Source organism: Syntrophaceae bacterium (assembly GCA_013177825.1).
GTDB lineage: Bacteria > Desulfobacterota > Syntrophia > Syntrophales > PHBD01 > PHBD01.
On sequence record JABLXX010000003.1, the window covers coordinates 120,696 to 134,093 of the forward strand.

Here is a 13,398-nt window from a genome sequence, read left to right on the forward strand (position 1 = left end):
TTTACAGCCGACAACCTGTAGAAAACGTCGCGTATTCTGTCGCACATGGCATCGTTTTCGATGGCAGGCGATTTTCCAAGGGGGGAAACTCTGCATGAATTCCTTTGTTCTGAACGGGAAAGAAGCGGCATTCACACCGGGCCAGTCAATCCTGGATGCGGCCCGGGACAACGGGGTCGAGATCCCGACCCTCTGCTTCCTCAAACAGAATGTTCCCACGGGGGCCTGCCGGGTCTGTCTTGTCGAGGTGGCCGGAGCCCGCACCCTCATGGCATCCTGCTCGACGCCGGTGACAAGGGGTATGGAGGTCCGGACGGACAGCGAGCGTGTTCACGGCGCCAGAAAGCTGGTCGTGGAGCTCCTGCTGGCCAGCGGTCGCCATGACTGCCTGGTCTGCGAAGCCAACGGAAACTGCCGCCTTCAGGATCTCGCCTATCGTTACGGGATTGGGGAGCTGAAATTCCCCCGCTCCGAGGAGCAGTATCCCGTGGAGGATGAGAATCCCTTCATCGTGCGGGATTTCAGCAAGTGCATCCTCTGCGGACGCTGCGTCCAGGCCTGCAACGAGGTCGTCGTCAACAGGGCGATCAGCCTCGGCTATCGCGGCGCCAGGAGCAAGATCGTCACCGGCGGCGACCTGCCTTATCACGAGAGCGAGTGCGTGATGTGCGGCCAGTGCGTGCAGGTCTGCCCGGTCGGGGCGCTGACGGAGAAAAAGGCCGCGGGGCTGGGCCGCTCCTGGGAAACGGAGAAGATCCGCACCACCTGCCCCTACTGCGGTGTCGGCTGCCAGATTCATCTGCACGTCCGGGACGGCCGGATCGTCAAGGCTACCGGCGTGGAGGAGGCGGAGCCGAATCACGGGCGCCTCTGCGTCAAGGGTCGCTTCGGTTACGACTTCATCTATTCCAGGGAGCGGCTCACGACGCCCCTGATCCGCGAGGGCGACGGCTTCCGCAAGGCCTCCTGGGACGAGGCACTCGATCTCGTCGCCGCCCGCCTGAAGGAGATCATCGCCAAGCATGGCCCCGACAGCGTTGCCGGCGTCAGTTGCGCCCGCAGCATCAACGAAGACTCCTACCAGATGCAGAAACTCTTCCGGGCGGTCTTCAGGACGAACAATATCGATCACTGCGCCCGAACCTGACACGCCCCCACCGTCGCCGGTCTGGCGACAGCATTCGGTTCCGGGGCCATGACGAACTCCTTCGCCCACTTTGCGAAGGCGAAGATGATCTTCGTCATCGGCTCCAACATGACGGAGGCCCATCCCGTCGCGGCGACCTTCGTCAAGGAGGCCGTCACGGGCGGCGCCCAACTCATCGTCGTCGATCCGAGGAGAACGGGACTCTGCGATTTCGCGCGAATCCACGCACAGATACGGGTCGGCTCGGACGTCGCCTTCCTCAACGGCCTGATGAACGTCCTGATCGGCGAGGACCTGTACGACAAGGACTATGTCGCTTCCTGCACGACCGGCTTCGACGAGCTGAAGGACAAGGTGATGGAGTATCCGCCGGAGCGCGCCGCCGAGATCAGCGGGATCCCCGCCGACCGGATCCGCGAGATCGCCCGCACCCTGGCCTCCGTCAAGCCGGCCATGCTCATGTATACGCTGGGCATCACGGAGCACACCTGCGGGGTGAACAACGTCCTTTCCTGCGCGAACCTGCAGATGCTCCTCGGCAACGTCGGCTTCGAGTGCGGCGGCGTGAATCCGCTGCGGGGCCAGAACAACGTCCAGGGGGCCTGCGACATGGGCGCCCTGCCCAACGTCTTCCCCGGGTACCAGAGGGTCGACAATCCCGAAGCGCGGGCGAAATTTGAGCAGGCCTGGGGCGTGGACGATCTGCCCGCCAAGCCCGGCCTGATGATTCCCCGGATGCTCGACGGACTGACGGACGGAACGGTGAAGGCCTTTTACGTCTTCGGGGAGAACCTCGCCAACACGGAGCCGGACATCCGGCACGTGGAGCACTGCCTGGAATCGGCGGAGTTCCTGGTCTGCCAGGACATCTTTCCCACCGAGACGACCCGGTTCGCCCACGTGATCCTGCCGGCGGCGGCCTGGAGCGAGAACGACGGAACATTCACGAGCAGCGAGCGCCGGGTGAACCGCGTCCGCACCGTGTGCGCCGCCCCCGGGGAGGCCCGGCCCAACTGGTGGATCTTCCGGGAACTGGCCCGGCGGTTCGGCCATTCCTGGGAATCGGACAGCGCCCGGGAGATCTGGGACGCCGAGGTGTCCCGGCTGGCCCCGTCCATGGCCGGCATCCGGTATGCCCGCCTGGAGGGAGACGGCCTCCAGTGGCCGGTCCCGAGCGAAGAAAGCTGCGGGACATCATTCCTGCATCATGACGGATGTTTTACCTGCGGACTCGGTGTTTTCTCGCCCGTCGACTGGACGCCCCCGGCGGAGACGCCGGATCGCGAATACCCCTTCGTACTCAGCACCGGCCGGCGCCTCTACCATTACCATACGCGCACCCAGACGGGACGCTGCGCGGGCCTGAACGACCTTCTCGGGGAAGAGACGGCGGACATCAGTCCGCAGGATGCAGAGAGACTGAACATCGGCCACGGGGAGATGATCCGGGTGCGGTCCAGGCGGGGGGAGGTGACCGTCCGGGCCAATGTGACGGGGCAGGTGCCGTCCGGCATGGTCTGGATGGCCTTTCATTTCCGGGAGGCCTGCGCCAACTGGCTTACGAACCCGGCCTTCGATCCGCTCACGCAGACCGCCGAATACAAGGCCTGTGCGGTGGGAATCGAAAAGATATGAAAAACGGGGGGAAGATTTCAAATCTGCCCCCCGCTCTGTTTGCCTGTTTCCTTATTCGGTGACGGGTGAAAACCTGTCCTCGAATGAGGTTTTTTTATTTTACGGTGTACCCCCGCCCGTCGAGGCAGGCGCTCATCGCCCGCTGATAATCGGCGCGGTCCTTCTGTTTCTGATTCCGGGACACCGCACCCGGGGGCTGCGTCGGATCGAAGCCCGTCTGGCTCACGGCCCAGCGATGGCAGGCATATCGGTCGTCCGCCTGCTGCTTCTCGCTCTGTCCCTGGCGGGGATAGACGAACATCTCCTCCGCGGGCGGCGGGGCCTGGCTGGCTTCTTCCTTCGGCGGCGCCACGACCATGTAGCCGTCGCCCCGGTGCGTGTAATACACCTCGTTGGCATAGTAGTAGGGAACACGGCCCACCCAGACCGTCGTGTAGTACGGGGGCAGGAAGGGAACGACCAGACCGACCGGCGGCGCGACGATCATGAAGCGCGGTCCCGACGGGAGATACCAGGCGCCGTCATAGAAGTAGTAACTCAAGCCGCCATAAACCACGATGCGGTGACGCGGAGGCAGGACCCTGATGTACTGGCCGCGGGCCGGGTACATCCGGTTGTGATGGTAGCGCGAATCCCTGAATTCCCGGTGGCGGGACCAGTCGGGAGGCGGCGGTTGTGCCGCAGCCGTCTGCATGGTCACAGACAACAGGATTCCGGACAGGACGGCCGCCAGAAACCAGAATGCAAATCCACGATATTTAAAGCGAATATTTGACATGGCCATTTCCTCCCCTCATTTCACGGTGTAGCCGCGCCCTTCCAGGCAGGCGGACATGGCGCGCCGGAAGCGAAGCTCCTGCTCCTGCAGCTGTGCATTCCGCGCCTGATCCTGCCGGGCGTATGCCTCCTCCATCTGCCGGGCCGACTCCTGCCTGGCCGCGTCGGACATCGCTCCGGCAATGGCACCGCCGGCCGCGCCGATCAGGGCTCCGCCCCCGGCATGTCGGTGCCCGCCGATCAGGGCGCCCAGAACCGCCCCGGCAATGGCCATCCTGACGGTTTCGAACCCCGGCGGGGGTAACGGGACCACCTGGATGCGCTGCTCCAGGGGGATGGCCGACCGGCCCGGATCGAACCCGGTCTGTTTCACCGCCCAGTTGTAGCACTCGTAGTGGTCGCGGGACTGCTGCTCATCCGTCTGGCCCGCCTTCGGGTAAAAGTAGATCTGGGTAAGAGGAGTCCTTTGGCTCACGGCCGGTTTTTCGGGCGTGGCCGGCGAGACCTCGCGATAAGGCGCCCGGTGGTAGCAGGCGGACAACGCAAAGACGGATAGAAGAGCAAGCACCCCGAGACCGGTCCCGGTGAACCGCCGCCTGGATCCCTGCCCGATAGACGATGCCGCATGGTCTGAAGTCTTCATTTCATCACTCCTTCGTTGTTTCGCGCCGCGGAAGCGTCGATACGGTCCGGCGGCGGATCCACGGCTCCCGGTTCGTTATCCTCTCGGGAAAGCTTGGACCTCTTCCATGGGAAAAGCAATCCCTATGCCAGATCCGTGCTACCATACGGTATTGCATGGATATCATGAAGAATATGGTTAGGTCGATCCGGAGCGGACGATCCGGGATGAAATGAAAAACGGGTAAAAAGTACACAATCTGCATGTCCCGCCCGTGTACAAAGTATACACCCGCAGCCAGGGTCGCGACTGACCTCCGGTCGAAAAAAGATGATTGAGCGCCCCTCCATATTGGCATATGATGCGCGCCACGGAATGGAGGCGCCCGCAATCGGCGGCGTTCTCGATGGATTAACGGCGGCAGGTCTTGGAGGCAAGTCTGCCGGGTTTTCGGGAAGGAGGATGTATGTCGTTTGACGATATTTTCAAAGTGGAGATGGACGGCCATATCGCGTGGCTGGTGCTGAATCGTCCGGAGAAACGGAACGCCATGGGGTTCGCTTTTTATCAGGGGTTGAAAGAGCTTTTCACCCGTTTCGATCAGGATCCGGATGTGCGGGTTGTCGTGATCCGCGCCGAGGGCAAGAGCTTCACCGCCGGGACCGATCTGGCCGAGCTGGGGGGCGCCTGTGCGGATCCCAGTACCGCCACGCGGGAGAAGTTCCGCATGATGATTCTCGAGGCGCAGGACGGCATCAACGCCGTCGAGCTGTGCAAAAAGCCCGTCATCGCCGCCATCCATGGCCATTGCATCGGCGGCGGCGTCGATTTCGTCTGTGCCGCCGATGTCCGGTTCGGGACCCGGGACGCCCTGTTCAGCATCCGGGAGACCCGCGTCGCCTTCATCGCCGACGTGGGCACCCTGCAGCGCATGCCCCACATCATCGGGCACGGCTGGTTCCGGGAACTGGCCCTTTCGGGGCGGGACTTCGGCGCCGAGGAGGCCCTGAAGATGGGATTCCTGACGAGGGTCTGCGAAGACAAGGACGCCCTGTACCGGGAGGCGGGAAAGCTCGCCGCCGAGATCGCAGGCTGCGCTCCCCTGGCCGTGCAGGGAACCAAGGACGTGATCCTCTACAGCCGGGATCACGGGATTTATCCTGGACTCCGGTACGTGGCGCAGAAAAACGCCGCCGTCGTGCCGTCGGACGACCTGTTCGAGGCCGTCACCGCCTTTTTCGAGAAGCGGCCCCCGAATTTCAAGGGGCGTTGAACATATAGAGACTTTTCCCCTGTTTCCGGTCTTTCCATCACGGATTACGCAAACAGCGGGTCGCCGGCCGGCATTCATGGCGGTCCGCCGGGACAAGGAGGTCGTTATGGGAAAAATCTCCATCTTGTGTGCGGGCATGCTGATTTCCATGGCCATGGTCGCCGGTGCGGCGGAAAAAACCTTTGAGACAGACGTGTTTCCAACCTCGGACGGCGATCTGACCATCACGTTCCTGGGCCATGGAACCCTGATGATGGCCGTCGGCGGCAAGGTGATCCACGTGGATCCGGTCGGCCAGTATGCCGATTATGCCAGGCTGCCGAAGGCGGACCTGATCCTGGTCACCCATGAGCACTCCGATCACCTGGACCTCAAGGCCATCGGCCGGATCCGGAAGGCAGGGACGGTCGTTGTAGCCAACGGAACCGCGGGCAGGCAGGTGGAGGGGAGCATCGTCATGAAAAACGGCGATGTCCGGAACGCCGCGGGCTTCGGGATCGAGGCCGTCCCGGCGTACAACCTCGTTCACATGCGCAGCCCCGGTGTGCCGTATCACCCGAAGGGCAACGGGAACGGGTATGTTGTCACCTGCGGCGGCAAGCGGATCTACATCGCCGGCGACACGGAAAACACGCCCGAGATGAAGGCACTCAAGGGAATCGACATCGCCTTCCTGCCCATGAATCTTCCCTACACGATGACGCCGGAAATGGTGACGGACGCCGCAAAGGCGTTCCGGCCGCGCATTCTCTACCCCTACCATTTTGGAGGCACGAAAACGGACAGGCTGAAGGATCTACTCAAAAACGAAAAGGATATCGAGGTGCGAATCCGGAAGATGAGTTGAAACGGAGCGGTGGGAAGGAGAAAGCATCCTGCACCGGTTGCCCGGTTCGGATGATGATCGAGGCACCTGTTGTTGCGGAAAGGGATATGACATGAGAAAGTTCGTTTCGGCAGTCCTGGCGGGTGTGCTGGTGCTTGCCTTCCTGTGCGCCTGCAACCGGGAAGAGACCAGGGGTGCACCTCCCGCGGCCCGGGAGAGTTCATTCGATCCCGACGTGCTGACCGTGAAGGAGGCTGACTTGAGGAAGGTGCGGGGGCAGGTCCTGTACGTCCCGATCTATTCGAATCTTCCCCGCGACGAGAAGCGGATGTTCGATGTCAGCGCCTTCATCGCCATCCACAACACGGACCTGGATCACAAGATCCGGATTCTGAAGGTGCTGTATTTCGACAACGACGGCCGGCTCGTCAAGGATTTCACGCTATCGAACCTTTCCCTCCCTCCCCTCGGGGCGACCAATTTCTTCATCCCCCAGAGCGACCAGAGCGGAACAGGGGCGAACTTCCTCGTGGAGTGGGTCTCGGAAAAGCCGGTGCGCGAGCCCCTGATTGAGTCCGTGATGATCAACCTGGAGACACACCGCTCCTTCGCATTCCAGAGCCGGGGTCACGTCGTCCGGGAGCGGCAATAGAGGCCGTCTCCCCCTGTTCCAGGAGCGCAGGCTCCGGGAGCAGGGGCGGACAGCCCGTAAACGGCAGTCTTGAAATCATTGAAAAGGAGGTTGGAATGGCAGACCAGAACATCAACATAGCGGAGTTTCCCCAGACGGCCATGAGGGTCATCATGTCTCCGGCGGCATTTTTCCGGGACATGCCCAAAAGCGGGGGTTACGTGGAACCCCTGGCATTCATGGTTGCCATGGGGGTCATCAGCGGACTCCTGCAGGCCGTTTTCAGTTTCCTGGGACTGCAGTTCAAAGCAAGCATCGGCATGGCGCTCAGCTCCATCGTAATTTTCCCCATCATGATCGCCATAATGGGTTTCATCGTCGCCGCCATCATGTTTGCCATCTGGAAGCTTATGGGATCCGAGGAATCCTATGAGACCTCCTACCGCTGCGTGGCCTACGTCTCCGCCCTGTCCCCCATCATGACCGTCCTGAACCTGATTCCCTATCTCGGGTCCGTTGTTTCACTCGTTTTCGCCTGCTATTTCTACGTCATTGCCAGCGTGGAGACGCACGGAATCCCCGCGCGCAAGGCATGGATGGTGTTCGGCATCATCGCCGCCGTCCTGGCCGTGATGAGCCTCTCCGGCCAGTTCGCCGCCAAGAAGGCGCTCCGCGAGGCGGAGCGGATGCAGAAGGAAGCGGAGGTCATGCAGCAGAAGTACCTGGAACAGGCGGAAGCCCTGCGGAAACAGGCTGAAGAAGCGGCCAGGGCGGCACAGCAGCAGCAGGGAAGCCAGCCGGGAGAACAGCCGACGATGACTCCGGAGCAGGCCAAAGAAGTTCAGAAGGCCATGGAGGAAATGCGCAAGGCCATGGAAAAGCAGAAGCGGGACTAGCGCTGACGCATTGGGTCAGCTGAAATGCAAAAAGGGGACAGGCTGCAATCTGTCCCCTTTTTGCATTATTATAACCATTTGATTTTATGCTTGACATATTAGAATTTGCATTCTAATAAAGCCTCCATGGGACGCAAACCTCACTTTACGAACGACCAGTTTGCCGACGCCGCCCTGGAACTGATTTCGGAAGGTGGGCCGAAGGCCGTGACCATTTCCGCCATTGCCGCCCGGATTGGAGCGCCCGTAGGGTCCGTGTACCATCGTTTTCAGTCCCGGGAGCGCATCCTGGCCGAGGCATGGCTTCACCTGGCCGAGTCTTTCCAGGAGGGCTTCATCAGCCTGCTGGAGAAAGATGACGCCGTGGAAGCGGCCCTTTACACCCCCCGCTGGGTCCGGCGTTATCCGAAGGAGGCAAGAGTGCTGCTCCTGCACCGGCGGGAAGAGCTGGTTGCGGGACCGTGGCCCCAGGAAATCCGGCGCCGGGCCGAGAAGCTGGAAGGCGATCTCCGGGCGGCCCTGGCCGCCTTCTCCCTTCGCTTCTTCGGTTCGCCGGAGAAGGCCTTGATCCGGCGAACCGTTTTTGCGCTCATCGACGTGCCCCTGGCGGCGGTGCGCCGCCCCCTGGAAGAGGGACGCCTGCCGCCGTCGGCCGTTCATTCCCTGATCCGGGAAAGCTGCAAGTCCATCATGAGGAGGAAGCCATGAAGGTCCTGAACATCCATGAGCGAAGCATGAAGGTGAAGCCCGCGGAGGCCGGAGGAGCCATTGACGGCCTGGCCGGACGGGACGATTTTCTCTGGCCTCGACACCGCTGGCCGGCAATGGAGTTCGACGGCCCCCTGGCCGTGGGCTCCTCGGGCGGGCACGGTCCGGTCCGCTATTCCGTTACGGAGTATGTTCCGGGGCGGCGCGTCGAATTCCGGTTCAGCGGGGCGGGATTGACCGCAGGGCTGGACGGACGCCACTTTTTCGAGGTCATTCCCCGGAACGGCCACGTCGTGCTCCGCCATGTCGTGGACGCCGAGTGCGACTTCAAAAGCTGGCTGAAATGGCAGCTTCTGGTCGGTCCGCTCCATGACGCCCTTTTGGAAGACGCCCTTGCCGGTGCGGATCGAACGCTGGCGGACGGCAATGCGAAGCTCCCGAAGTGGAGCCCCTGGGTCCGCTTTCTCCGCTGGCTGATCGAGAAAAAAAGGCGGGGGGTGCCGGGTTGACGAACCCGAAGGGGCACGGTATGATGGTTCCGTGATTCGGGGATTGCTTCCCGAAGACTCCTTTCCTTCAGGGCCGCCCATGCAGAATGTCGAGGAGCTGACTGCAATCCGCGAAGCCGCCGAGTTCGTCTGCAACGGCCTCCTGTGCGGCTGCATCCAGATGTCCACCGAGGCGAACCGGGCCCACCGGGAGCTGGTCGACCGTTTCTTCATCGAGAATGAGGGTTGCATGGACGGGGACCAGTACGAGGAAGCGCGGCTGAACATCTTTCACTTCATGGAACTGATCGACCGGGCGATCGCCGACCGTAAAAAATAAATTTCACAGTGACGGAAAGTTGGAAAGATTGCCGGCGGCCTGTAGGATGCCAGTCCCCGTTTCTGCGGGATCGGCGTTCCCGGGCGTTCTCTTTCCCGTATTCCCGCTATCCTCCCGCGGATGAAACGATGAAGAAAAGCCCCTCCGAACGGACGGCCTTCCCGGCCTACATGCCGGCATCCAGGACGGTGCCCGTGCCGGAGGGGACGTTCGTCGTCGTTTTCAACCCGCAGGTGGAGAAATGGGTCTCCCGGCGCCTGACGAAGGATGCGGTCCGCGAGATCCGTTCCGAGCTGGAGCCATCCCTGCAAATCCCCCTGACGAAGGAGGGCTTTGCCCGGGCCGCTGACCGGAGAACGGACGGAATGCGCGACGAGCTGCATTACGACACCGTCTGGATCCGCGATGCCATGTGGGTTTTCTTCGATCTCCGGGAGCGTCCCGAACGGCGTCCGGACGCCCGGCGGCTCCTCCTGGCCGTCTGGGATTACTATGCCACACCCGCCCAGCTCCGGCGGTTCGACGAGGTCATCGCCCGTCCCCGCCTCGCCTCCGATATGATGCGGGTTCCCCACATCCGCTTCGACGTTCATCCCCATGGGCCCGACGACGTCCTGGCCGCGGACGGACGGCCCCAGACCTGGAACCACCGGCAGAACGACGCCCACGGCCTGTTTCTGATCGCCCTGGCGGAAGCGGTCCGGGAAGGAATGGTCGATCCCGGGGATCTGGGCGAAGGGCGATGGGAGGTCCTGCTCCGTTTCCCCGCCTTTTTCAGGCGGATCCGCTTCTCGACCTTCGAGGACGCCGGCGCCTGGGAGGAACTGGAGAGACGGAACACGTCGAGCATCGGACTGGTTGCCCGGGCGATGGAGGCATGGCGAGGCCTTCTTTTCTCCGGCGAAGGGGAGCGCGCCCCGGAGCCTTTCCGCAAACGCTTCCGGCAGCTTCTCGATGCCTCCTCCCCTCCATGGAATGGGGAGTGGCGTGTGGAGGCCCTGAACCGTCTGATTGCGCGGGGGGTGAGAACGATCCGCCGCCAGCTCGCACTGGGGGGGGAGTCGCCGGATTACGATCCCCATGACGTCCGGTTCCGGACGGCCGATGCCGCACTTCTCATGCTTCTTGTCCCGTCGCCGCTGGAAGGCCTCCGGGAGAGCGAACTCCGGCAGGCTGTCGCCATCGTGGAAACCCTCCGGGGCCCTGCCGGAATCCTGCGCTACCGGAACGACAGCTACCAGTCGGGGAACTACTGGATCCGGTCGCCTGCGAAGAAAAAGGAGCTCCGGCGGCAGGGCGGGACGGAGGAGTCCTCTTCCCGGGATGCCTTCCTGAGACGGGGGGAGAACCTGATTCCGGGCACCGAGGCCCAGTGGTTCTTCGACAGCCTCCTGTCGCTGGCCAGGCTGCAACTGGCCGCGATGAGCAGGGACGGAAAGAGAAGAGAACGGGACCGCTTCCTGGCGGTCGTACACCTGAAGCGCGCCCTGGGCCAGCTGACGGGGTCCTTCGGCGGGAATCCCGTCCTGGCGGCCAACGGCGAGATCCTGGAGCCGCTGCTCCCCCCGGAGAGCATCAACACCCTGATGATCGGGGGACGGGTACACTGGCTTCCCTCCCCGATCACGCCGCTCAACTGGGCCCGGGCGGCCCTGAGCATGGCCCTGCGCCGCTGCGAGCAGGAGGCGTTTCCGTAAGGAGAAGCGGGAATGAAGGGGGGGCAGGCATCCGATTCCCGGGCGGAAAGGATTGCAGGTCCCTCCTCTTTTCCCGTTCAAAGGTTGGGACTGTCGGGGATCCGGATGATGTGGAGACGGCTCTCCAGGCCGATCGCCCTGAATTTGTCGGTGATGATCGCCTCGAGGGTGCGGCTCGTGTCCGTGGCGGGCCGGGGGATCTTGCACATCAGGACGAGGCGGCCCCCATACCGGTAGAAGCTGGTCCCTACCGTGTCGTGGGCCAGGCGGACAACGGCGGACAGCGACAGATCCCGGTCATCGAGAACCAGGGCGCGGGTGCGGATCATCGACCGGACGTACGGCGGCAGACCGAAAAACGCGGCCAGCCGCTCCCCCAGGTAGGGATGATAGGCATCGATGAATTCTTCGTCCAGGACGCCCTCTTCGTCCCCAACCGTTTTCCGGTATACGATCATTCCTTTTCTGCCCATCTCCAGAAGCATCCCCCCCAGTTCCGCCTTCCTCACCGCCTCATCCCGGAAGCCCATCTGGATGGCCAGGACCTGTGCCATCACCGAAGTGGCATAGGATCGCGCAAACAGCAGCTCCAGTTCCTCGTCGCCGCGACCGTGGTGAAGGATGGCCAGGGTCAGAATCAGGGCCTTCACCTGGTGGAGGCCGAGACGGTTCACGACCTCGAAGAACGTCTTGGCGTCTCCCCGGCGCAGCGTGCCGAGATAGACCGAGTTGGCGATGCTGAAGAGGGAGAGGGAAATGTCGTCGCCGATCTTGCCTCGCAGGGCTTCGATCTCTTCCCGGGCGGCGTCCGGGTTGTCGAGGATCTGAAATATTTCCGGCTTGAGGAAACGATCATGAATCGTTCCCGTCAGCGCCGTCTCGATCTTGTCAATGAGAGCGATCGCGTTGTCGGATACCATGGAACGTTCCTTTCGCGGGAGGCTTTCGAGGCCGAAAGGATCGGGAACGGTCTCTATTTCATTATTTCGGCACGTTTAGCACGAAACTTGACCCGCGGCCACACCCTTTCGACCGGAAGGCCGGCGTCCGGCGGGGGACCGTGTGGCCCGATCCGCCGATCCGAGATTCCTGCGGGCCTTCGCCGGTGCGTGCAAACGCATTTGACAGATCCAATTCACTGACCTATCTTCATCTCTCCAATTCACGATTCGGATCGGAATGCAGAACATGAACAGAAAGCGTGTATTGTTCGTCGCCCTTGTCGTCCTGGCGGGGATCATCCTACTTTATGCAGGCCGGGTGGAACCGGACGCATCGGCGACGGTGGCCGGTCGGACGTCGAATCATTTCAACGGCGAGGTCTTTTTCAATCCCGTCGTCCAGGGACAATCGTTACCGCAGGGCACGGAGCAGAGACGCGGTTTCTCCCGGTGGGTCTGGCGCTGGATTTTCAGCGACGACTGGCCCCGATGGCCTGAGGCCGCGTCCTTCCCTGCCGGTCCGCCCCCGGCGGCCCGCGTTTCCCGGGGTGATCTTCGCGTGACCCCCGTCGGTCATGCGACTTTCCTCATCCAGATGGACGGGATCAACATCCTCACCGATCCGATCTGGTCGGAGCGGTGCAGCCCCGTTTCGTGGGCGGGGCCGCGGCGATACCGGGCACCGGGCATCCGGTTTGACGACCTGCCTTCCATCGACGTTGTCCTGGTATCCCACAATCACTATGACCATCTCGATCTTCCCACCCTGAAGCGCCTGGCCGGAAAAGGCGTGCCGCGGACCGTCACGGCCCTCGGCAACGGGGATCTTATCCGGGAATCGGGCCTGACCACCGTGGAGGTGCTCGACTGGTGGCAGACGGTCCGACTCTCCGCCGACATCACGGTCACGCTGGTGCCCGCTCAGCACTTCTCGTCCCGGACCCTCTGGGACCGCAACCGGACGCTCTGGGGAGGATTTGTCGTTACCGGACCGTCGGGCAGCGTCTACTTCGCCGGGGACACGGGGTACGGACCCCATTTCCGCGAGATCGCCCGCCGTTTCGGTCCCATCCGGATGGCGCTCCTGCCGATCGCACCGTTCAATCCGCAGCGGGCGAAAGAGCCGTCCCGCACCCGTTTCCCGAATGTCCACATGGGCCCCGACGAGGCCGTCCAGGCGCACCTGGACCTGGGTGCCCGGGTGAGTATCGCCGCTCATTTCCAGGTGTTTCAGCTGGGCTGGGATGCCTTTGACGAGGCCCCGAACGGGATCGTCTCGACACTGAAAGAACGGAATCTGGATCCCGCCTCGTTTATCTTGCCCGCCTTCGGACGGGCCGTTTCCGCTCCCCGGGAAACGGAACGCGCGAGCGTGACCTACCGGGAGGCTTCCTGATTCGGGCCGGCGTCCATGGAA

13 protein-coding genes are annotated in these 13,398 nt (G+C 62.8%); 10 read left to right on the forward strand and 3 right to left on the reverse strand.

Translation table 11 applies throughout. From position 1 onward, the window contains the following. Positions 1–94 precede the first annotated feature (94 nt). Positions 95–2,782: a formate dehydrogenase subunit alpha gene (gene fdhF / locus HPY65_08180; protein ID NPU84454.1), complete on the forward strand. Its 2,688-nt coding sequence runs from the start codon at positions 95–97 to the stop codon at positions 2,780–2,782. A 94-nt stretch (positions 2,783–2,876) separates the two neighbouring features. Here fdhF and HPY65_08185 read toward each other — a convergent pair whose 3' ends face one another. Then, the gene (locus tag HPY65_08185) at positions 2,877–3,368 is read right to left on the reverse strand and encodes a hypothetical protein (protein ID NPU84455.1); all 492 of its coding nucleotides are present in this window, start codon (positions 3,366–3,368) and stop codon (positions 2,877–2,879) included. A gap of 207 nt (positions 3,369–3,575) precedes the next feature. Continuing rightward, positions 3,576–4,202, reverse strand: coding sequence for a glycine zipper family protein (locus tag HPY65_08190; GenBank protein ID NPU84456.1), 627 nt, complete (start codon positions 4,200–4,202; stop codon positions 3,576–3,578). A 445-nt stretch (positions 4,203–4,647) separates the two neighbouring features. On the opposite strand from HPY65_08190, the gene HPY65_08195 reads away from it, so the two are divergent. The 8 genes from HPY65_08195 to HPY65_08230 all read left to right on the forward strand — a co-directional run bounded on the left by HPY65_08195 (position 4,648) and on the right by HPY65_08230 (position 11,040). Then, complete coding sequence (locus HPY65_08195; GenBank protein ID NPU84457.1) at positions 4,648–5,454, forward strand: crotonase/enoyl-CoA hydratase family protein; 807 nt, start codon at positions 4,648–4,650, stop codon at positions 5,452–5,454. Between the two features lie 136 nt (positions 5,455–5,590). Beyond that, positions 5,591–6,301, forward strand: a complete 711-nt coding sequence (locus HPY65_08200) for an MBL fold metallo-hydrolase (protein NPU84458.1) — start codon at positions 5,591–5,593, stop codon at positions 6,299–6,301. 91 nt (positions 6,302–6,392) lie between these two features. Further along, positions 6,393–6,932 carry a DUF3124 domain-containing protein gene (locus HPY65_08205; GenBank protein NPU84459.1) on the forward strand — a complete coding sequence of 180 codons (540 nt, stop codon included), beginning with the start codon at positions 6,393–6,395 and terminating at the stop codon, positions 6,930–6,932. Between the two features lie 95 nt (positions 6,933–7,027). Beyond that, positions 7,028–7,807 (forward strand): YIP1 family protein, encoded by a 780-nt coding sequence (locus tag HPY65_08210; protein ID NPU84460.1) that lies wholly within the window; start codon positions 7,028–7,030, stop codon positions 7,805–7,807. 126 nt (positions 7,808–7,933) lie between these two features. Next, on the forward strand, positions 7,934–8,515 hold the full coding sequence (locus HPY65_08215) for a TetR/AcrR family transcriptional regulator (GenBank protein ID NPU84461.1): 582 nt from the start codon (positions 7,934–7,936) through the stop codon (positions 8,513–8,515). Continuing rightward, positions 8,512–9,024: an SRPBCC family protein gene (locus HPY65_08220; protein ID NPU84462.1), complete on the forward strand. Its 513-nt coding sequence runs from the start codon at positions 8,512–8,514 to the stop codon at positions 9,022–9,024. The genes HPY65_08215 and HPY65_08220 overlap by 4 nt, the downstream gene beginning before the upstream one ends. Before the next feature lie 79 nt (positions 9,025–9,103). Continuing rightward, entirely contained in the window at positions 9,104–9,343 is a 240-nt protein-coding gene (locus tag HPY65_08225; GenBank protein NPU84463.1) for a hypothetical protein, read from the forward strand. A gap of 128 nt (positions 9,344–9,471) precedes the next feature. Continuing rightward, positions 9,472–11,040, forward strand: coding sequence for a hypothetical protein (locus HPY65_08230; GenBank protein ID NPU84464.1), 1,569 nt, complete (start codon positions 9,472–9,474; stop codon positions 11,038–11,040). A 77-nt stretch (positions 11,041–11,117) separates the two neighbouring features. Here the strand turns inward: HPY65_08230 and HPY65_08235 are convergent, their stop codons facing one another. After that, positions 11,118–11,960, reverse strand: a complete 843-nt coding sequence (locus tag HPY65_08235; GenBank protein NPU84465.1) for an HDOD domain-containing protein — start codon at positions 11,958–11,960, stop codon at positions 11,118–11,120. A 268-nt stretch (positions 11,961–12,228) separates the two neighbouring features. On the opposite strand from HPY65_08235, the gene HPY65_08240 reads away from it, so the two are divergent. Continuing rightward, on the forward strand, positions 12,229–13,377 hold the full coding sequence (locus HPY65_08240; GenBank protein ID NPU84466.1) for a hypothetical protein: 1,149 nt from the start codon (positions 12,229–12,231) through the stop codon (positions 13,375–13,377). Positions 13,378–13,398: the final 21 nt, after the last annotated feature.

Coding starts and splice junctions, on each gene's coding strand:
- HPY65_08190 (NPU84456.1), bottom strand. CDS start 4,202: ATGAAGACTTCAGACCATGCGGCATCGTCTATCGGGCAGGGATCCAGG.
- HPY65_08195 (NPU84457.1), top strand. CDS start 4,648: ATGTCGTTTGACGATATTTTCAAAGTGGAGATGGACGGCCATATCGCG.
- HPY65_08200 (NPU84458.1), top strand. CDS start 5,591: ATGCTGATTTCCATGGCCATGGTCGCCGGTGCGGCGGAAAAAACCTTT.
- HPY65_08205 (NPU84459.1), top strand. CDS start 6,393: ATGAGAAAGTTCGTTTCGGCAGTCCTGGCGGGTGTGCTGGTGCTTGCC.
- HPY65_08210 (NPU84460.1), top strand. CDS start 7,028: ATGGCAGACCAGAACATCAACATAGCGGAGTTTCCCCAGACGGCCATG.
- HPY65_08215 (NPU84461.1), top strand. CDS start 7,934: ATGGGACGCAAACCTCACTTTACGAACGACCAGTTTGCCGACGCCGCC.
- HPY65_08220 (NPU84462.1), top strand. CDS start 8,512: ATGAAGGTCCTGAACATCCATGAGCGAAGCATGAAGGTGAAGCCCGCG.
- HPY65_08225 (NPU84463.1), top strand. CDS start 9,104: ATGCAGAATGTCGAGGAGCTGACTGCAATCCGCGAAGCCGCCGAGTTC.
- HPY65_08230 (NPU84464.1), top strand. CDS start 9,472: ATGAAGAAAAGCCCCTCCGAACGGACGGCCTTCCCGGCCTACATGCCG.
- HPY65_08235 (NPU84465.1), bottom strand. CDS start 11,960: ATGGTATCCGACAACGCGATCGCTCTCATTGACAAGATCGAGACGGCG.
- HPY65_08240 (NPU84466.1), top strand. CDS start 12,229: ATGAACAGAAAGCGTGTATTGTTCGTCGCCCTTGTCGTCCTGGCGGGG.